The 19,877-nt window shown below is 62.1% G+C and carries 14 protein-coding genes and 1 riboswitch; of the genes, 2 read left to right on the top strand and 12 right to left on the bottom strand.

Annotation, left to right across the window (positions count from 1 at the left end):
* Positions 1 to 31: 31 nt before the first annotated feature.
* The 4 genes from CBW50_RS19455 to hppD form a co-directional block, all read right to left on the bottom strand.
* A complete protein-coding gene (locus CBW50_RS19455; RefSeq protein WP_086147074.1) occupies positions 32 to 2,755 on the bottom strand; it encodes a TonB-dependent siderophore receptor in 2,724 nt (907 codons plus the stop codon).
* A gap of 162 nt (positions 2,756 to 2,917) precedes the next feature.
* Positions 2,918 to 4,411, bottom strand: a complete 1,494-nt coding sequence (locus CBW50_RS19450) for a S41 family peptidase (protein ID WP_086147073.1) — start codon at positions 4,409 to 4,411, stop codon at positions 2,918 to 2,920.
* A gap of 125 nt (positions 4,412 to 4,536) precedes the next feature.
* Positions 4,537 to 8,130: an indolepyruvate ferredoxin oxidoreductase family protein gene (locus tag CBW50_RS19445; protein ID WP_086147072.1), complete on the bottom strand. Its 3,594-nt coding sequence runs from the start codon at positions 8,128 to 8,130 to the stop codon at positions 4,537 to 4,539.
* Positions 8,131 to 8,381: 251 nt separating this feature from the next.
* Entirely contained in the window at positions 8,382 to 9,509 is a 1,128-nt protein-coding gene (gene hppD / locus CBW50_RS19440) for a 4-hydroxyphenylpyruvate dioxygenase (RefSeq protein ID WP_077398749.1), read from the bottom strand.
* Positions 9,510 to 9,634: 125 nt separating this feature from the next.
* On the opposite strand from hppD, the gene CBW50_RS19435 reads away from it, so the two are divergent.
* Positions 9,635 to 10,159, top strand: coding sequence for an Lrp/AsnC family transcriptional regulator (locus CBW50_RS19435; protein ID WP_070220829.1), 525 nt, complete (start codon positions 9,635 to 9,637; stop codon positions 10,157 to 10,159).
* Here the strand turns inward: CBW50_RS19435 and CBW50_RS19430 are convergent, their stop codons facing one another.
* From CBW50_RS19430 to CBW50_RS19415, 4 genes are all read right to left on the bottom strand, one after another.
* Entirely contained in the window at positions 10,160 to 10,876 is a 717-nt protein-coding gene (locus tag CBW50_RS19430; RefSeq protein WP_086147071.1) for a GNAT family N-acetyltransferase, read from the bottom strand.
* A gap of 86 nt (positions 10,877 to 10,962) precedes the next feature.
* The gene (locus CBW50_RS19425) at positions 10,963 to 12,060 is read right to left on the bottom strand and encodes a multifunctional CCA tRNA nucleotidyl transferase/2'3'-cyclic phosphodiesterase/2'nucleotidase/phosphatase (RefSeq protein ID WP_086147070.1); all 1,098 of its coding nucleotides are present in this window, start codon (positions 12,058 to 12,060) and stop codon (positions 10,963 to 10,965) included.
* Between the two features lie 12 nt (positions 12,061 to 12,072).
* Positions 12,073 to 12,789 carry a glutathione S-transferase family protein gene (locus tag CBW50_RS19420; protein ID WP_086147069.1) on the bottom strand — a complete coding sequence of 239 codons (717 nt, stop codon included), beginning with the start codon at positions 12,787 to 12,789 and terminating at the stop codon, positions 12,073 to 12,075.
* 22 nt (positions 12,790 to 12,811) lie between these two features.
* Complete coding sequence (locus tag CBW50_RS19415; protein WP_086147068.1) at positions 12,812 to 14,800, bottom strand: lytic transglycosylase domain-containing protein; 1,989 nt, start codon at positions 14,798 to 14,800, stop codon at positions 12,812 to 12,814.
* 99 nt (positions 14,801 to 14,899) lie between these two features.
* Here CBW50_RS19415 and CBW50_RS19410 point away from each other — a divergent pair, with 99 nt between their 5' ends.
* Positions 14,900 to 15,430, top strand: coding sequence for a 5-formyltetrahydrofolate cyclo-ligase (locus tag CBW50_RS19410; protein ID WP_086147067.1), 531 nt, complete (start codon positions 14,900 to 14,902; stop codon positions 15,428 to 15,430).
* 19 nt (positions 15,431 to 15,449) lie between these two features.
* Here the strand turns inward: CBW50_RS19410 and metF are convergent, their stop codons facing one another.
* The 4 genes from metF to metK all read right to left on the bottom strand — a co-directional run bounded on the left by metF (position 15,450) and on the right by metK (position 19,739).
* Entirely contained in the window at positions 15,450 to 16,280 is an 831-nt protein-coding gene (gene metF, locus CBW50_RS19405; RefSeq protein ID WP_086147066.1) for a methylenetetrahydrofolate reductase [NAD(P)H], read from the bottom strand.
* Positions 16,267 to 16,623: a phage holin family protein gene (locus CBW50_RS19400; RefSeq protein WP_086147065.1), complete on the bottom strand. Its 357-nt coding sequence runs from the start codon at positions 16,621 to 16,623 to the stop codon at positions 16,267 to 16,269. Before CBW50_RS19400 ends, metF begins: the two co-directional genes overlap by 14 nt.
* A gap of 149 nt (positions 16,624 to 16,772) precedes the next feature.
* Positions 16,773 to 18,197, bottom strand: a complete 1,425-nt coding sequence (ahcY, locus tag CBW50_RS19395) for an adenosylhomocysteinase (RefSeq protein ID WP_086147064.1) — start codon at positions 18,195 to 18,197, stop codon at positions 16,773 to 16,775.
* Positions 18,198 to 18,221: 24 nt separating this feature from the next.
* A riboswitch (S-adenosyl-L-homocysteine riboswitch) is annotated at positions 18,222 to 18,290 on the bottom strand.
* Positions 18,291 to 18,572: 282 nt separating this feature from the next.
* Complete coding sequence (gene metK, locus CBW50_RS19390; RefSeq protein WP_076565088.1) at positions 18,573 to 19,739, bottom strand: methionine adenosyltransferase; 1,167 nt, start codon at positions 19,737 to 19,739, stop codon at positions 18,573 to 18,575.
* Between the last annotated feature and the right edge of the window lie 138 nt (positions 19,740 to 19,877).

Raw genomic sequence — 19,877 nt, 5'->3', positions numbered from 1 at the left:
GCTGTTCCGGCCGTGCTCCGGCAAGTTCGACTTATGAGCCGAAGTGGTAGTTGAATTCAACCCAGCCCTGGCGGCCTTGCGGGCTGTAGCTGCCCACCGGGTAGTACGGCCAGCCGCCGCTGTCGTCGCGCTTGATCTTGTCGAACACGTTGTTGACGATCAGCGAAACGGTGGCGCGGTCATTGATGCGATACACGGTGCTGATGTTGGCCAGCGCCGTCGGCGTCAGATAGGCCTTGCCGGCGGCGTTCGGGATCTTGCTGTAGCGGCTGACCAGCAAGGTGTTCGACCAGTCGCCAGCGCTCCAGTTAACGCTCAGGTTGAGCTTGTCGCGCCAGTCCGAATTGTTCAGCGATTTGAGCTCGTCGATCTCTTCGTCGCCGACGAATTGCTGCGATTTATTGCTCAGCACCTTGGCGTAATTGGCCTTGAAGGCGAAGCGGCCATAGTCCGTCGTGCGCAGCAAATACTTGACGCTGATGTCGATGCCGCTGCTGCTTTGTCTGGCCGCGTTGATCGGATTGACGGTGATGGTCTTGATCTCGCCGGCGCGGTTCAGCGCATTGGCGGCAAAGCGCTCGACGCGGTTCAGGGCATCGACGCAGGTCGGCGAGTTGATGTCGGTCTTGCCCAGGCGGCAATCGGCTTCATCGCGCAGTATCTTGTCGGAACTCAGGTTGGTAACCAGGTCGTCGATCTTGATATTCCAGTAATCGACCGAGACGTCGAAATTGGATGTCGGCGACCAGACGGCGCCCACGCCGAACGACTTACCCTTCTCCGACTGCAGATTCTTGCTGCCGTTCTGCACATAGTCGGCGCCCGGCGATTTGTTCGCGTAGTCGCAATTATCGATGGCCTGCCCGGCGGCGCCGCAACGGTAGTAGTCGGTGGTGCTCGAATAGTAACCGGTGCCGCGCGCCTTGTAGATATAGTTCATGTCCGGTGCGCGGAAGCTGGTGGCGTAGTTGGCGCGGAACAGCAGTTCAGGCGCGGGACGCAGTTCCAGGCCGCCGTTATAGGTGAACTTGCCGTCATGGCGGCCGGCAAAGCTGTAGCGGTCGTAGCGGCCGGCCAGGGTGCCGGTCAGCTTTTCATGCAGCGGCAGATTCAGTTCCGCCCCCAGCGCATAGCGGGTGCGCGTGCCGGCCGTGATGTCGGACCTGGTGGCGACGTTGAAGTAGCCTTCGTTCAGGCGCGCGTCGGGCACGTTGCTGAAGCCCTGCTTGCCCACTTCGGCGATGGTGGCGATCTTCGCCGCGCCAGCGGGCAGCTGGAACAGGTCGCCGTTGGTAGCCAGGCTCAGGGTATTCGTCCAGGCCTTGTCGTCGCTGTCGGAATTGCCCGTGATGCTGTCGAACTCGGCCGCCGTCACCCGGCGCGACAGGCGGGCCGGATCCGGCGCGTAGACCGGCACGCCGGCGGCATCGGTGCCCAGCTTCGGCCCCAGGAAGAAGCTGTCGATATTGGCCAGCGCGCGCGGCGTGTGGCTTTCGCTCTTGTACACCGAGGCGTTGTAATTGGCTTCGTATTGCCAGCTGCTGGTGCCCGGCACGCGGCCCTTGGCGCCCAGCGAGATGGCCGTGGCCAGGTCGTCCCATTTGCGGTTGTAGCGCTCCACGCCGCCCATTTCCTCTGGCGAGATATAGCGCGTCCACGCTTCGTAGCGATTGGTATTCTGGTTGCGGAAATAGCTGCTGCCCGTCGACGACGACGTCCACGTCGGGCCGCGCGTATTGTTCTCGGTCGAGTTCTTGCCGATCAGGAAGTCGGCGAACAAGGTCGTTTCCGGCGACAGCTCATAGTTGGCGCTGCCGAACACGTTCTGGCTGCGGTTCTTGGTCTGCGTGGTCCAGTATGTGGGGCCGACTTTCGGGCTGGCGCAATAGCTGCCGTTCTTCGCCTGGTACTTGACGGTGCTGCCGCCGAACAGGTCGCCGAACTGCGTGCAGGTGTCGCCCAGGTCCACGTAGGTGCCGGAAGTACCCGCCTTTACCACGCGGCGCGACGCGATATTCGTCGGCGTGCCCGAGCGGGTGGCCATGAAGTCGCGCTGCAGGCTCGACAGCGGATCGCGCTGGCTCAGCTCCACGCTGAACAAGGTATGCAGTTTGTCGAAATTGCCGCCGCCCGTCAGCTGCACGCGCTGGTTGCCGGCGCCGCCGCGCGTGGTGCCGCCCGCCTTGACGTTGATATCGAAACCTTCCGTCTGCTTCTTCAGGATGACGTTGACCACGCCGGCGATCGCGTCGGAACCATAGATGGCCGAGGCGCCGCCGTTGAGGATCTCGATGCGGTCGACTATGCTTGACGGGATATTCGCCAGGTTGGTGAAGTTGACGGCGCCTTCGTAAGCGACGGGGAAGTCGGCCAGGCGGCGGCCATTGAGCAGGATCAAGGTGTGATTCGGGCCGAGGCCGCGCAGGCTGATGGTATTGGCCGACGGCGTGAAGGTGTTGCCAAAGTCCTCGCCTTGCGTAAAGCCGCTGTTCTGTACCTGGTTGGTCAGCGCATCGAAGACGTTCTTGTACCCTTGCTTGGTGATTTCATCGCCCGTCAGGATGGTGACGGACGATGGTCCCTCCAGGCTGGCGCGGGGAATCCGCGAACCGGTGACCACGACGGCGGGCGGGGTGGCCGCCGACTGCAGATCCGCTGCGGGCGCTTGCGTCTGCGCGTGCGCCTGCCATGCGGAACCGCCCAGGACGGCCAGTACGGCTATGGTGAGCGGTGGTAACTTGAATTGTATAGGCATCTTTGCGCTTCTCAAGGTTAGGGAGAAGGTGAAAGATATCAAGATGCCAGTTATTACAGAACGAATCGATTCGTTCTTTCATATATCAAAATTGTTATATCGAAAGATTTATGAGCAGGAAACCGCCCCACCTTTGCCCAGGAAGGGGGGCAAAATCGGGCTTTACCGGTTCAACACAGCAATTTCCTTGTAGGCCGGGCGCAGCAGGCGCATGGCCGTGTCGGCCGGCCTCTCCATCGAACCCGGCAGCCGGATCGCGCCCGTGGCCGGCGTGCAGTTGCCGCTGCTGCGGTAGCGCAGCGCCGCCGCCAGCATGCCTTCGGCAGGGTCACCCAGCGGGTGCTGGTAGTCGTCCTTCACGTCGCACGTCGGCGCCATGCCATCGGCAAAGTCGCCGAAGCCCTTGGCGTTGACGCCCTGGAACTGCACGGCAAAATACGTGGTGCCGCAATTCGGCGTGGGATAAAAACCATAGGGCTTGCCGCATGTGCTGCCGCCGATCAGGTTGACCTGCACGTCGACGCCACGCAAGCCGTTGATGATCGCTTCGCTGGCCGAACAGGTATTGCCCGTCGTCAGCAAGGTCACGCGCTTGAGGCCCAGCGTAGGCAAAGGCGTGCCCTTGGGCAGGGGATTCGGCCCGGCAAAGCCCTGGCTCTGCGCATGGAATGGCACGGGCGCTTGCGGCCTGGTCTTGTCATTGAAGAGCACCTGCTCGAACGTCTTGCCCGCAGTAGCCTGCGGACCGGCGATCATGTAGGCCAGTTCGCTGGCGACATCGAGGTAGCCGCCGCCGTTGTAGCGCACGTCGAGCACCAGGTCGCTGATGCCGGCCGCCTGGAACTGGCGCATCGCCTCGACCAGCTGGCGTTCCGCCACATTGTTGTGGGTGTTGAACGTCAGATAGCCCACCTTGCCCGTGGGCGTGTCGATGACGCGCTGGTTGAGCACGGCGCTGGTGTTGACTTCCACCGCCTGCAGGCTCGCGGAGACGGGCGAGCCATTGCGGCTGAACGCCAGCGTGTGCGTGCCTTGCGCTGCAGGGGACAGGCCGGCGTTAATGATCTTCACGCTGGCTGCGTCAGGGGCATTGATGAAATCGGCGCCATCGACGGTTTGCAGCTCATCGCCGCGGCGCAAGCCCGCCAGGTCGGCCGGCGAGCCTGGCTCGACAATGGTAACCACCGCCTTGCGCGGCGGCGTGGTGCGCGTCAGCGCCAGCAGCATGCCGTAGCCCAGTTCCACGCCATTGAGCGAGGCTTCCCATTCGGCCGTCGTATAGGTGAAATGGAACTGGTCCTTCGGCTTGCCGGACGCCGTCGTGGCCGTTGTTTTCAACACATCGAAATAGGAAATGGGCGTGGCAAAGTTCTGCGGCTGGTATGTGGCCGGTACTTCGCGGTACCACAGATACGTTTCATCGATCCAGCTGCGCACCCACGTCAGTTCATCGGGCAGGGTACCCGGCAGATCCACGCTGCTGCCCGTACGCGGCTTCTCGCAGCGGTTCGCCACCGTGGACGAGGCCACTAGCGCCGTCGGACCGGTCGACGTCACGGGAGGGGTAACAGGCGCACTCTCGCCGCCGCCTCCACCGCAAGCACTCAGCAACAAGACGAGAGGAACGGCCAGGGAGAAGAGACGCAGGGAATGCATGAGAAAACTTTCCGAAAAGAAATTATCGAAAAATTATAATGCGTTTTGCAGACGGGCGTTGTTTTCTTTGACACGAAAAAAATGGCGCCCGCAGGCGCCATTGCTACAGCGAGGCGTTCACCCCATCACACGGTGGCCGCCACGGGTGCCGCCACGACGGGCGGCAACGGCGCCGGCGCATTGAAAGCGACCAGCAGACTCGCTTCCTTCTCTTTGGCCGCCTTCAAATGACGCTCCTTCACGTGGCCATAGCCGCGGATGTCTTCCGGAATGCTGGCGATCGCCACGGCTTGCGCCAGCTTGGCCGTCGTCAGCTTCGGCAGCAGGCCGGCCACCGTCGCGCGGTACTCAAGAATCAGCGCGCGCTCCATCTTGCGCTCGGCCGTATGGCCGAACACGTCGAATGCCGTGCCGCGCAAGCCTTTCATTTTGGCCAATACGCCAAATGCCTTGAGCATCCACGGGCCATATTCCTTCTTGATCAGGTGGCCCTGGGCATCCGTTTTCGCCATGATCGGCGGCGCCAGGTGGAACTTGAGCTTGATGTCGCCTTCGAACATGGCGGCGATCTTCGCCTGGAAGGCGCCGTCCGTGTACAGGCGCGCCACTTCGTACTCGTCCTTGTAGGCCATCAGCTTGTAGAAGTAGCGGGCCACGGCCTCCGTCAGGCGCAGGTGCGGGCCGTTCAGGGCGCTTTCGGCGGCGCGCACCTGGCCGACGAAGTCCAGGTACTGCTGCGCATACGCGCGGTCCTGGTAAGCCGTCAGCAGGGCCACTCTTTTTTCGATGATGTCGTCGAGCGTGTCGATGCGCTTGAACTCCACCACCTTGGCTGGCGTCGTCATGCGCACCAGGCTGGCCGTGTCGTGGGCGCCGGCGCGGCCCCAGTTGAAGGCGGCCTTGTTGAACGCCACCGAGACGTTGTTCAGGTCGATGGCCTTCATGATGGACGCTTCGCTCAAGGGCACTTTGCCCTTTTGCCAGGCGTAACCGAGCATGAACATGTTCGTGGCAATCGAGTCGCCCATCAGCGCCGTGGCGATCTGGCCCGCGTCGATGAAGTCGACGTGGTCGCTGCCACAGGCCTTTTCGATTTCCATGCGCGCCGAAGCGCCGGGGAATTGCCAGTCCGGGTTCTTCACGAAGGCGGCCGTCGACGAGCTGGTCGAGTTGATCATGGCCCAGCTGCGCCCCTCTCCCATGCGCGACAGGGCGTCGCGGCTGGCCGTGACGATCAAATCGCAGCCGATCACCAGGTCAGCCGCACCGGTGCCGACGCGCGTCGAGTGGATATCTTCCTGGCGGTCCGCCAGGCGCACGTGCGACATCACGGGGCCGCCCTTCTGCGCCAGGCCGCTCATGTCCAGCACGGAACAACCCTTGCCTTCCACGTGCGCCGCCATGGCCAGGATCTGGCCGACGGTGACGACGCCCGTGCCGCCGATGCCGGTCACCAGGATGCCGAACGGCTCGGCCGTCGATGGAATGGCTGGCGTCGGCAAGGCCGGCACGGCCGGCGCGTCCTTGTCGGCGCTGGCAGCTTTTTTCGGCTTTTTCAGGCCGCCGCCTTCCACCGTCACGAAACTGGGGCAGAAACCCGTCGTGCACGAAAAATCCTTGTTGCAGGACGACTGGTTGATCTGGCGCTTGCGCCCCAGTTCCGTTTCCAGCGGTTCCACCGACAGGCAGTTCGATTGCACGGAGCAGTCGCCGCAGCCTTCGCAGACGGCTTCGTTGATGACGGCCCGCTTGGCCGGGTCCGGATATTCATTGCGTTTCCGGCGGCGGCGTTTTTCCGAGGCGCAGGTCTGGTCGTAGATCATGGCCGACACGCCGGGCATGTCGCGCAGTTCGCGCTGCACGTCCATCAGTTCCGAACGGTGGCGCACGGTGACGCCTTCGGCCCAGGCGTAATCGTCCGGATACTTTTCCGGTTCGTCGGTGACGACGATGATGGGACCGACGCCTTCGGCGGCGATCTGGCGCGAAATGATGGCCGGAGATAATGGCCCGTCGAATTCCTGGCCGCCCGTCATGGCCACCGCGTCGTTGAACAGAATCTTGTAGGTGATATTCACCTTGGCCGAGACGGCGGCGCGGATGGCCAGGATGCCCGAGTGGAAATACGTGCCGTCGCCGAGGTTGGTAAACACGTGCTTTTCATTCGTGAACGGCGCCTGCCCCACCCAGGTGACGCCTTCGGCGCCCATGTGGGTAAAGGTCGACGTTTCGCGGTCCATCCACAGGACCATGTAGTGGCAGCCGATGCCGGCCAGCGCGCGCGAGCCTTCCGGCACCTTGGTCGAGGTATTGTGCGGGCAGCCCGAGCAGAAGAACGGCGTGCGGTCCTTTTGCGGATCGGGTTTCACGCTGATGGCCTTGAGGACGTTTTCCTTCGCTTCCAGGTAGGCGATGCGCTCCTTCACGCGCTGCTCGACGGGGTGGCCCGCGTAATAGCGCGAGATGCGGCTGGCAATGGCCCGGGCGATCATCGCCGGGTTCAGTTCATACGTGGCCGGCAGCAGCCAGTCGCCGTGTCCGGTCCCCTTCTGGTTGCTCCACTCGCCCGTGTCGTCGAACTTGCCGACCACGCGCGGACGCTCGCCATCCTTCAGGTTGTACAGCTCTTCCTTCAGCGCGTATTCGAGGATTTGCCGCTTTTCTTCCACCACGAGGATTTCGTCGAGGCCCTTGGCAAATTCATGCACGCCGTCCGCTTCCAGCGGCCAGGTCATGCCGATCTTGTACAGGCGGATGCCGATGTCGGACGCCGTCTGCTCGTCGATGCCGAGATCGGCCAGCGCCTGGCGCGTGTCCAGGTAGGATTTGCCGGCCGTGATGATGCCGATGCGCGCCTTCGGGCTGTCCCAGATGATTTTATTGAGCTTGTTGGCGCGCGCATACGCCAGCGCCGCATACCATTTGTAGCTGTTCATGCGGACTTCTTGTTCCAGCACCGTGTCGGGCCAGCGGATGTTCAAGCCGCCGGCCGGCATCTCGAAGTCCGTCGGCAGGGTGATCTGCACGCGGTCCGGGTCGAAATCGACGGCGGCGCCCGACTCGATGATGTCGGTCACGCATTTCATCGACACCCACAAGCCCGTGTAGCGGCTCATGGCCCAGGCGTGCAAGCCGTAGTCGATGTATTCCTGCACCGACGACGGGTACAGCACGGGGATGCCGCAGGCGTTCAGGATATGGTCGGACTGGTGCGCCGTGGACGACGATTTGGCCGCGTGGTCGTCGCCGGCCAGCACCAGCACGCCGCCGTGCTTGGCGGAACCGGCGTTATTGGCGTGCTTGAAGACGTCGCCGCAGCGGTCGACGCCGGGGCCCTTGCCGTACCACATGCCGAACACGCCGTCGTACTTCGCGTCTTCGAACAGATTCGTTTGCTGCGTGCCCCAGACGGCCGTGGCGGCCAGGTCTTCGTTCAGGCCAGGGTGGAATTTGACGTGGTGTTCATCGAGGTATTTCTTGGCCTTGATCGCCGTCATGTCGACGGACGTCACAGGCGAACCGCGGTAGCCGGTGATGTAGCCGGCCGTGTTCAGGCCAGCCTTCAAATCGCGCTCGCGCTGCAACATGGGCAGGCGGATCAGCGCCTGCGTGCCCGTCATGAAGGCGCGGCCACGCTCGAGCGTGTATTTGTCGTTCAGGGAAATTTCGGACGCGTGCGCGCCCGGCTCAAGACTCGAGCCCTTGATTGGTGCATTCATTACTTGTCTCCATTATTCTCTGTGCTACGCGTGCAAAGTCGGTTGAACTCACACGTACCGGCCGCGCTTTGTGAGCATGCCGGTGCGGAAAAATGACTTGTTTGTCGTAGACTACCACAGGAAGGCGCGCAGTTCTTTGCTGCGCTGCACTCCCGTGCTGCTGCTTTTTTGTTACTTTTGGTCAAACCAGCAGAGTGCCGGGCTCAGACCCGTCGGGGCTCGGCGCCCCCGTCTGACCCCGGTACTTCGGCTTACGCCGCGTTCGTATCCTTCAGCACGCCGCGCTTGATCTGGTCCAGCTCGATCGACTCGAACAGCGCGCGGAAATTGCCTTCGCCGAAGCCCTGGTCGCCCTTGCGCTGGATGATCTCGAAAAAGATCGGGCCAATCACCGTCTGCGTGAAGATCTGCAGCAGCAGTTCGCGTTCGTTTTCCGTGCTGTGGCCGTCGATCAGGATGCGCAGGCGGCGCAGTTCTTCCAGCTGCTCGCCATGGTTCGGCAGGCGGCGGTTAACCAGCTCATAGTAAGTTTCAATCGTATCCTGGAAATCGATACCCGTATCGCGCATGCCTTGCACGGACGCATAGATATTGTCCGTGCCCAGGGCGATGTGCTGGATGCCTTCGCCATGGTATTGGTCCAGGTATTCGGCGATCTGCGACTTGTCGTCCGACGATTCGTTGATCGGGATGCGGATCTTGCCGCACGGCGAAGTCATGGCCTTCGATTTGAGGCCCGTCAGCTTGCCTTCGATGTCGAAATAGCGCACTTCGCGGAAGTTGAACAGGCTTTCATAGAACGTCGCCCATTCCTTCATGCGGCCACGGTGCACATTGTGCGTCAAATGGTCGATGTAGGTCAGGCCATGGCCGACGGGGTTGGCGACGGCGCCCGGAATAGCGACGAAGTCGACGTCATAGATGCTGATGTCGCCGATGCCGCCCGGCGCGGCGGCGCCTTCCTTGTCGGCGCCCTTGCCGCGCCAGCGGTCGACGAAATACAGCAGGGAATCGCCCACGCCCTTGATGGCGGGGATATTCAGCTCCATCGGGCCGGTTTTGTTATCGAAACCCCAGGCGCCCAGTTCCAGCGCGCGGCGGTAGACGAAGGCCGCGTCGTCGACGCGGATGGCGATGGCGCACACGGACGGGCCGTGATGGCGGGCAAAACGCTGCGCGAACGAATCTTGTTCGGCATTGATGATGAAATTGATGTCGCCCTGACGGTACAGGGTGACATCCTTGTGGCGGTGGCGCGCGATGGCCGTGAATCCCATGTTCTCGAACAGCTTGCCCAATGCTTTTGGGTCTGGTGCTGCATACTCGACGAACTCGAAACCATCGGTACCCATCGGGTTATCCCAAGGCTGAAATTGCATGATGTCTCCTCCAAGAAGTAGCGCACAGTATAGGCGTGGGTCACGGGCATTAAATGCCAAAGATCTCCCGAACAATCATGATTTGCGCAATAATATTGCGTGAAACAAGAACCACCGGAGGAAGCATGAGCAAAATTACGCTGGATAAAACGGATCGCAAGATCCTCGCCGTCCTGCAGGCCGATGGCCGCCTGTCGAATCAGGACGTGGCCGAACAGGTCAGCCTGTCGCCGTCGCCATGCTTGCGCCGCGTCAAACGGCTGGAAGAAGCGGGCGTGATCCGCCAGTACGTGGCCCTGCTGGACCCGGAAAAGATCGGCCTGGGCCTGCTGGCCTACGTCAACGTGCGGCTGGAAAAGCACAGCGACGCCACGGCGCACAGCACGGCGCGCGTGCTGGCGCCGAACCTGGTGACGAATACCTCGCCGCGCGCCGACTTCGCCGTGGCCGTGGCGCATTGGCCGGAAGTGGTGGCGTGCTATGCGATGACGGGCGAGATGGATTATCTGCTGCGCGTGCACGTGGAAGACATGGAGCACTTTTCGCGCTTCATGATGGCCACCCTGCTGCGCCACCCGGCCGTGCTGGACGTGAAATCGAGCTTCGCCTTGCAGCGCATCAAGGATACGACGGCCCTGCCCCTGCTGTAATCAGTCGGCCGGCGGCGGGGATGGCGGCGGCGCGGACTTCTTGCGCCCCGGCAAGCGTTCGAACAGTTTGCTGGCGGCGCGCGCGTTCGCCTTGAACGTGTAGTCGAACATGGCGAACTGCTCCTGCACGGCTTCCTGCAGCATGCTGGTCGGGTTCGGCGGCAATAGTTTTAAATACGCATCGGCTTCGCCGTAATCGCGCTGGATTTCCATGCCCGCCTTCTTGGCGATATGCATCATCGTCTTGTTCGACGACAAACAATGCATGTACAGAGTATCAACGTCGTTGTTGCGGCAGTGAATCGCCGCCCGCTCGAACAGTTTCGAGCCGACGCCCATGCCGCGCATGGATTTCGACACCGACACGCCAAATTCCGCCACCTGCTCCTTGTCCGTCACCACGCTTTTTGCCGGCGACTGGTCCTTCGGCGCGAACGCCAGATGGCCCACGCCCACCAGCTTGAACAGGCTGTTGTAGACGCCGTAAATCATGTCGCGCGAGAAATCCATCTTTTGCACGTACTGCGCGACGAGTTCATCGGGCAAGGCGCTGCCGAAGCGCAGCAGGCGGTCGCTTTTCTCGAGCGCCAGGAAATGCTTCATCATGCGGCGCCGGTCGCGCTCATGCAATTGCTTGACGAGCACGGTCGGGCGCCCGCCGCCGCTACGGCTGAGCCAGCGGCGAAACGGGTTTTGAAATAGCTTGGGTAAGGTCACGTCGACTCCTGGAGGCGGTGCTGCGGCACGTCAGGCCGGAATTGTGCAGTGCAGCATCCGCCGGTATTGTAGCCTATTCCCGCCATTCAAGCCTGGTCCAGAAAGGCCGCCACGGCCGCCACCCGCGCCGCATGGATGACTTGCGGGATGCGTTTCGGCTCCGTACAGCCTTGCGCCAGCGCACCCGCATTCACGCCGCGCGCCGCGTCCAGTCCGCCCTGCAGCCGCGCCGCCTGGGGAAAGTCGCCGGTGACCTGAGCGTCACAGGCCGCGGCCTGCAGCATCTGCGCAAAGCGCTGCGGCTTGCGCAAGCCGTCGCAGCGCTCGCACAAGCTCACCACGGCTTCGGCGTGCAAGGCCAGCGCGCCGTTGATATGGTCCAGCTCGCGCGCCGCCATGACGGCCAGTTCGCGGCATTCGTTGGGCACGCGCAAGCGCTCGCTCAATTGCTCGATGGAATCTTTACTCATATGCAACGTCAGGACGGCAAAGCGCACGGGCAAGTCCAGGCCCTGCGCGGCCGCATGGTCGATCACCTGCAGCAAGCGCTCGCTGAGCTGGATTTCTCCCATGATGCGCGCCAGCGCGCCGCATTCGTGCAGCACCGTCAGCATGCGCGACGGGCGGCGTTCCATCAAGCCCTTGGCCACTTCCTGCCACACGCGCTCGGCCACCAGGGCATCGACTTCGCCATCAAGCACCATCCGGCGCATCAGGGCCAGAGTGGCCGGTGCAATGGTGAAAGCGTCGTAGCGGGCGGCAAAGCGGGCCAGGCGCAAGATGCGCACGGGGTCTTCGCCGAATGCGTCGGAGACGTGGCGGAAGATCTTGTTACGAATATCCTCAACGCCGCCGAACGGGTCGGTCAACGTCCCATCCTCGGCCCGGGCGATGGCGTTGATGGTCAGATCGCGCCGCACCAGGTCGTCTTCCAGCGTGACGTCGGGCGCCGTATGGAAGACAAAGCCCCGGTAGCCGGGGGCCGTCTTGCGTTCCGTGCGTGCCAGCGCGTATTCTTCCTGCGTCTGCGGGTGCAGGAAGACGGGGAAATCCTTGCCGACGGGGCGGAAGCCCTGGCGCAGCATGTCTTCGGGCGTGGCGCCGACGACGACGTGGTCGTGGTCTTTCACGGGCAAGCCCAGCAGTTGGTCGCGCACCGCGCCACCGACCGTGTATATCTTCATAACACTCTTTTCTTAATCAGGCAGTTCCGCGTCGTGCTTGGGCGCCGTTTCCGTCTCCGCCAGCGCTTCCGTGATCCAGCGGGCTATGGCCGGGTGCGCCTGCACGCGCTCGCAGTAGGCGTTCAGCGCCGGCGCCAGCGACACGCCATACGTGCGGAAACGCATGACGACGGGGGCGAAATACGCATCGGCGATGGAAAACTCGCCAAACAGGAACTGGTGGTGGCCAAAGCGGGATAAACACTCTTCCCAGATTTCGCTGATGCGGCCGATGTCGGCCTGCGCGGCGGCCGTGCGGCCCCGTCCCGGCAGCTTCGCCTTGATATTCATCGACATGTCCGTGCGCAAGCCGGTGAAACCGGAATGCATTTCCGCGCAGACACAACGCGCCATGGCGCGCGCGGCCACATCCTGCGGCCACAGGTGTTTGTCAGGAAACTGCTCGGCCAGGTATTCGCAGATGGCCAGGCTGTCCCAGATCGTCATCTCGCCCGCCAGCAGCACGGGCACCCGGCCGCAGGCCGAATAGGCGGCGATTTTCGTCGCCGTGTCCTGCTGGTCGAGCAGCACGCGCACTTCCTGGAACGGAATGCCGAAGGCCGTCATGGCCACCCACGGGCGCATCGACCACGACGAGTAATTCTTGTTGCCGATGATCAGGGTCAAACCTGGCTCGCGCGCGGCGGCCAGGGCTTGCGTCAGGCTGGGATCAAGGATGGTCGTTTGCATAATCAGCTAATCCAGGTAAGGTTCAAGGCAAATCGGCCGCGACAGCGCTGTTTTTCGGTCCCACGGTGCCCAGGCGCGCCTTCAGCGACTGCGGGCTTTTCTCGAACAGGGCCGCGTAATACGTGGCGTTGGCCATCACGTTTTTCACGTAGCCGCGCGTTTCCGTGTACGGGATCGTTTCGGCGAAGACGGCGCCTTCCAGCGGCCGCGTCATGGTGGCGCGCCAGATGCGCAGGCGCCCCGGCCCCGCGTTGTAGGCGGCGCTGGCCAGCACTTGCGAACCGTCGAGGCCGCCTAGCACCATGTTCAGGTAATTCGTGCCCAGCAAGACATTCGTGCGCACATCGCTCAAGGTTTCCGTGACGAAATCAGTCAAACCGATCTTCTTGGCGACATAACGGGCCGTCGACGGCATGACCTGCATCAAACCGGAGGCGCCCACGTGCGATTGCGCATCCATGATGAAGCGCGATTCCTGGCGGATCAGGCCATACACCCAGGCTTTATCGAGGCCCAGGGTTTGCGTGGCCGGATGCATGACGTCGTCGTGCGGCGTCGGATAGCGTTGCGTATAGTCCACTTCCAGGCGCGTGCGGTCCGAAGTGTTGACCATGCGGTCGAGCACATTGTTCTGGCGCGCAAATTCCGCGGCCGCCAGATGTTGTCGATCCGTCATCGAGCGCAATTCCCAGTTCCACTCGCGCGTGCCTTCGAAGCGCAAGCGCATATTGAAGAATTTCAAGGCCCGCTGCAGCCCCGGATTGGCGGCCATGGCGGCAATTTCCGCCGGCGTGACGGGCTGGCCCGGCGGCGGCAGCACCAGGTGGTTGCCCAGCTCTTCGTTGGCCAGCAAGCCGTAGAAATTCGACTGGTCGGCAATCGTGCGGTACAGGGCATCGGCCTGTGCATTCGGGCGGCCCGGCGTTTCCGCCTGCTGCGCGCGCGCCAGCCAGTAGACCCAGGTGGGGTCCGTGCGCAGCGAGGCCGGCATGGCCTGGATGGACGACTTCACCATGGGCCAGTTGCCTTCGCGCAAGGCAATGCGCGTTTTCCACTGCATCTGCTCCAGGGTCAATGGCGCGCCATTGGATTTTTGCCAATATTCGAAGGCTTCCGGCGCCAGCGAGTACGACGCCTGCAAGGCCAGGTTGGACCAGCCGATGGCCTGTTCCTGCGCCGTCAGCTGCGCACTCGCCTTTTGCAGCGCCACCACGCCCAGTTTTAATGTGCTTTTCGCCATGCGGCCGATGGCCACCAGGTACATTTCATGGTCGGCGCGGCTGGGGCCCGGCCCCTTGGCCAGCATCAGCGCGGGCAAGTCGATCGCTTGCGCCATCTTCGCGTCGGACGCGCCCAGCAGCAGCGCGATGCGGCGCGCCGGACCCGTGGCGTTGGTCTGGCCCGCCAGGCGGATCTGCGCCCACAGCTCATTCGTGTCAAACTGGCCGTTTTGCGCCAATACGGCGATCAGGCTGCCGCACGCTTCGCCATAACCGGGCGGCGCGACGAGCAGATTGCGCGCCTCGGCCGCCACGTTCTGGCCCTTGGCGGCGCGCGACATCAGCGCGTAGCACTTGAGCTGGGTATCATCGTCGAGGGCAAATTGCGGGTATTGCTCATCGAACACTGCCCAGTCGCGCTTGCGGCCCAGTTCCAGCAGCCAGTCATTGCGGAAGCGGTCGGCGATGGCGCTGCCCTTGTAGCGGTTCAGGTAATCGCGAAATTGCGCCTCGGTCAGCAGTTTGATGCGCGGTTTCAGCCGATAATAGTCGACATACGATGGAATCTGGTAATTCGTCAGCCGCGCCGCATAAAAGTCGGCTTTTTCGGCGTCATCCTTGCGCGCGGCGTCGCGCAGCAGCAGGAAGGCATCATCCTCGCTGCGCGTATCGGACGCCAGCGCGGCAGCGGGGGAGACGGTGGCGGACACCTGGGCCAGGGCGGCCAGGGGAGACAAGGCCGATGCGGCACACAGCATCGAGCCGGCAATCCATTTCAGTGGGGAAATCAATGTACGACTCTCAATCTTGATGGTGATATGAATAGCGACCCTAGAATAACATGCGACCCGGCTGCACGGCCACCCATTGCGCCACAGGAAAAAGCCGGCTTGCGCAAAGCCTTGCTGGCGGCACGCCGTGCCCTGCCCGACGCCACGCGCGCAGGATGGGATGCGGCCATCGCGCAGCGCCTGCTCGACTGGTGCGCGCAGGAAAACGTCAAGGAACTGGGCGTGTACTGGCCGCTGCACGGCGAGCCCGACTTGCACGAGGCATATGCGCAGCTGGCCGCGCGCGGCGTGCAATTAAGCTTGCCGGTGGTGCTGGAAAAGCACGCGCCGCTGGCATTTTCCGGCTGGACGCCTGGCGAAGCCATGGTCAAGGATGGCATGGGCGTGGCCGTGCCGGCCCGGTTGCGCCTGCACCCGGCGCCCGCGGCCCTGCTCGTGCCCTGCCTGGGTTTTAACCAGGAACGCTTTCGCCTCGGTTATGGCGGCGGCTATTATGACCGCACGCTGGCCCAAACGCCCCGTCCGCGCACCGTCGGTATCGCCTATGCCTGCCTAGCGGCAAGTTTTCCGAACGGCCAATACGACATCGCCCTCGATTACATCGTGACCGAGGGCGATCTTTACTATTAGGCGCTGTAAGCCCGAGGTACTACTTCACCAGGCGCTGCCACAAGGCCGTCGTGGCGGCCGCCTGGTTCATGCTATAAAAATGCAAGCCTGGCGCGCCGCCTTCCAGCAGGCGTTCGCACAGGCCCGTCACCACGTCCAGGCCAAACGCCTTGATGGACGCGCTGTCGTCGCCGAAGCTGGCCAGTTTCAAACGCACCCAGCGTGGAATTTCCGCGCCGCACATGTCCGAAAAGCGCATCAGCTGCGTGTAATTCGTGATCGGCATGATGCCGGCCACGATGGGCACATTGATGCCCAGCTTCTGCGTCTGCTCGACAAACTGGAAATACGCGTCGGCATTGTAGAAGTACTGGGTGATGGCCGCATCGGCGCCGGCCTGCACCTTGCGCGCGAACGCATTCAGGTCGTCCTGCGGCGAACGGGCTTGCGGATGCACTTCCGGATAGGCGGCCACTTCGATATGAAAATGGTCGCCCGTCTCGGCGCGGATGAATTCCACCAGCTCGTTGGCGTAGCGGAACTCGCCCGAGGCGCCGTAGCCGCTCGGCAAATCGCCGCGCAAGGCCACGATGCGGCTCACGCCGGCCGCCTTGAACTCGCCCAGCACGGCGCGGATCGATTCGCGCGTGCCGCCCACGCAAGACAGGTGCGGTGCGGCTTCTTCGCCGGCCGCCAGGATCTCGCGCACAGTGTCCAGCGTGCCCTGCTGCGTGGTGCCGCCCGCGCCGAACGTCACCGAGAAATACTTCGGATGCAATTCGGACAACTTGGCGCGCGTGACGCGCAGCTTTTCCGCCCCTTCCGGGGTTTTCGGCGGGAAAAACTCAATACTGAAATTATGCTTTTCCATCGTCATTACTCAAAAGTAAGGTCGACAAGGCCCAGGAAATGATGCTGTACAGAATGGCACCACCGACGGCAGACCAGAAACTGGCGACATGGAAACCAGCTATCACCTGCGCCACCAGCCAGAACAGGAAGCCATTGATGATCAAAATGAACAGGCCCAGCGACAGAAACGTCACGGGCAGGGTCAGCAGGATCAGCAAAGGACGGATCAGTGCATTGACCAGCCCCAGCACGGCAGCGGCCAGCAGCGCGGTCCAGCCGCTGCTCATCGTCACCGAATGCATCAGATAGGGGACGGCAAACAGGGCTGCCGCATTGATAAACCAAATCAGTAGCAAGCGCATTTCTCTAGCCTGTCAAAAAAGATATTGAGACAGCACAGTAACGGCTGTCTCTAACGATACACCGATCAGTCTTGTTGCCTCAGGAACCGTAGCGAGCGGATGCGCGGCGTGGCCGAGAAGCGCAGTAGGTTCCCGAGGCAAGCAAGCGATTAATAACGGTAGTGCTCTGGCTTATAAGGGCCTTCTTGACGCACGCCGATGTAGTCGGCTTGCTCTTGCGTCAGTTCCGTCAGCTGCGCATTCAACTTTTTGAGTTGCAAACGCGCGACTTTTTCATCCAGGTGTTTCGGCAAGGTGTACACGCCGACCGGGTAGTTGGCCGTGTTCGCGTACAGCTCGATCTGCGCGATCGTCTGGTTGGCGAACGACGAGCTCATCACGTACGACGGGTGGCCCGTGCCGCAGCCGAGGTTGACCAAACGGCCTTCGGCCAGCAGGATGATGCGGCGGCCCGACGGGAAGATGATGTGGTCAACTTGCGGCTTGATGTTTTCCCACTCGTATTGTTTCAACGAAGCAACGTCGATTTCATTATCAAAGTGACCAATGTTGCAGACGATGGCCTGGTCTTTCATGCGCGTCAGGTGGTCGTGCGTCAGGATGTGATAGTTGCCGGTGCAGGTAACGAAGATGTCGCCGTGTTCGCACGCGTAATCCATGGTCACGACGCGGTAGCCTTCCATCGCCGCCTGCAGTGCGCAGATCGGGTCGACCTCCGTCACCCACACTTGCGCCGACAGGGCGCGCATGGCTTGCGCCGAACCCTTGCCGACGTCACCGTAACCGGCGATGACGGCCACTTTGCCGGCGATCATCACGTCGGTGGCGCGCTTGATGCCATCGACCAGGGATTCGCGGCAGCCATACAGGTTGTCGAATTTCGATTTCGTGACGGAATCGTTGACGTTGATCGCAGGGAAAGCCAGCTTGCCTTCCTTATGCATCTGGTACAAACGGTGCACGCCGGTCGTCGTTTCTTCCGTCACGCCGAGGATTTCCGGCAAACGCTTCGAGTACCAGGTCGGGTCAACCAGCAGGTGCTTCTTGATCGAGTTGAACAGGCAGATTTCTTCTTCCGAACCGGGGTTGGCCAGCACCGACAGGTCGGTTTCCGCGCGCACGCCCAGGTGCAGCAGCAGGGTGGCGTCGCCGCCATCGTCGAGGATCATGTTCGAGTAGACAGCCTTGCCGTCCGCATCCGGCCATTCGAAGATGCGGTGCGTGTATTCCCAGTAGTCGTCGAGCGACTCGCCCTTGACGGCGAACACGGGCGTGCCGGCGGCAGCGATGGCGGCGGCGGCGTGATCTTGCGTGGAGTAAATGTTGCACGATGCCCAACGCACTTGCGCGCCCAGTGCTTCCAGGGTCTGGATCAGCACGGCGGTCTGGATGGTCATGTGGATGGAACCGGTGATGCGCGCGCCCTTCAATGGCTGCGCTGCCGCGAATTCCTCGCGGATGGCCATCAGGCCAGGCATTTCCGTTTCAGCAATCTTGATTTCTTTGTCGCCCCATGCGGCCAGAGTGATATCGGCGATGGTGTAGTCGTGTTGCGATTTGAGTACGGCGTTCATCACGCCCTCCTTTCAGTTGAAAAAGGTACGTGAGCGCGGTTGCAGGATATTCCGAGCCTGGCGAATTTCTTCGTCGCAACGCTCCTCGGACACGGGATTTTAACATTGTCAAGCCGCGCGCGCCAGCCTGTTCGGCATGCATTGCCAACTAACAACATATAAAAAAAGCGCCCGCAGCCTGGCGGCCGGGGCGCTTTTCTTGCAAGTCTGACTAAGTAATCCTCAGGAAATTATTGTGAAATTATGAAGAACAGAAGCCGATGCTATGCAAGGCGCCCGCTGCGACGCAGTGCGAGCACTGCTAGCAGCGGGCAACGCCGCAGAGCGCCGGTTATGGAAGTCAGAGATCACAATAATTTATTGGGGTTACTTAGATTACTTCAGGCCGGCAGCGTCGCGCAGCAGGGCGACCTTGTCCGTGCGCTCCCACGTGAATTCCGGCTCTTCGCGGCCGAAATGGCCGTAGGCGGCGCTCTTCTGGTAGATCGGGCGCAGCAGGTCCAGCATTTGCACGATGCCCTTCGGACGCAGGTCAAAGTGCGCCAGCACCAGCTTGGCGATTTCCGTATCGGGAATCACGCCCGTGCCTTCCGTGTAGACGGTGATGTTGATCGGCTTGGCCACGCCGATGGCGTAGCTGACCTGCACCTGGCATTGACGCGCCAGGCCTGCGGCGACGATGTTTTTCGCCACGTAACGGGCCGCGTAGGCTGCCGAACGGTCGACTTTCGACGGGTCCTTGCCCGAGAACGCGCCGCCGCCGTGCGGGGCCGCGCCACCGTAGGTGTCGACGATGATCTTGCGCCCGGTCAAGCCGCAATCGCCTTGCGGACCGCCGATGACGAAACGGCCCGTCGGGTTGACGAGGAATTTGGTCTCCGTCAGCCATTCGCGCGGCAGGATAGGCTTGATGATTTCTTCAATGACGGCTTCTTCGATCTGCTTGTGCGAGATTTCCGGCGCGTGCTGGGTCGACAGCACGACCGTGTGCACGCCGACGGGGCGGCCGTCGACGTAGCGCAGGGTCACTTGCGATTTCGCGTCCGGACGCAGCCATGGCAGACGGCCATCCTTGCGCAGTTGCGACTGGCGCTCGACCAGGCGGTGCGCGTAGTGGATGGCGGCAGGCATCAGCTCGGCCGTTTCATCGCAGGCGTAGCCAAACATCAGGCCCTGGTCGCCAGCGCCTTGATCCAGGTCAATGCCCGCGCCTTCATCGACGCCTTGCGCGATGTCCGGCGACTGCTTGTCGTAGGCCACCAGCACGGCGCAACCCTTGTAGTCGATGCCGTATTCCGTGTTGTCGTAGCCGATGCGTTTGATGGTTTCGCGCGCAACTTGAATATAATCCACATTGGCGTGCGTGGTAATCTCGCCGGCCAGTACCACCAGACCCGTGTTGCACAGGGTTTCGGCAGCCACGCGGGCGGCTGGATCCTGGGTCAGGATAGCGTCAAGGATGGCGTCGGAAATTTGATCGGCAACCTTGTCGGGATGGCCTTCCGAGACGGACTCGGAAGTGAAGAGATAGTCGTTTGACATTGCAAGCTCCTGATTACTATGTGAATGTTCTGTCGCAGTAAAGAGGATTTTGCCTGCGACGCTTTAGCGATATTTATATTCCGCTTCGCAAGTTGTCTATTAACTCAGCGGGTACTGCATACGTGGTATTTTACGCTT

The organism is Janthinobacterium sp. GW458P, assembly GCF_002127585.1.
In the GTDB taxonomy this organism is placed as follows: Bacteria; Pseudomonadota; Gammaproteobacteria; order Burkholderiales; family Burkholderiaceae_D; genus Janthinobacterium.
The sequence above is the reverse complement of the archived record's forward strand: the minus strand, read 5'-3'. Positions and strand labels throughout refer to the sequence as shown.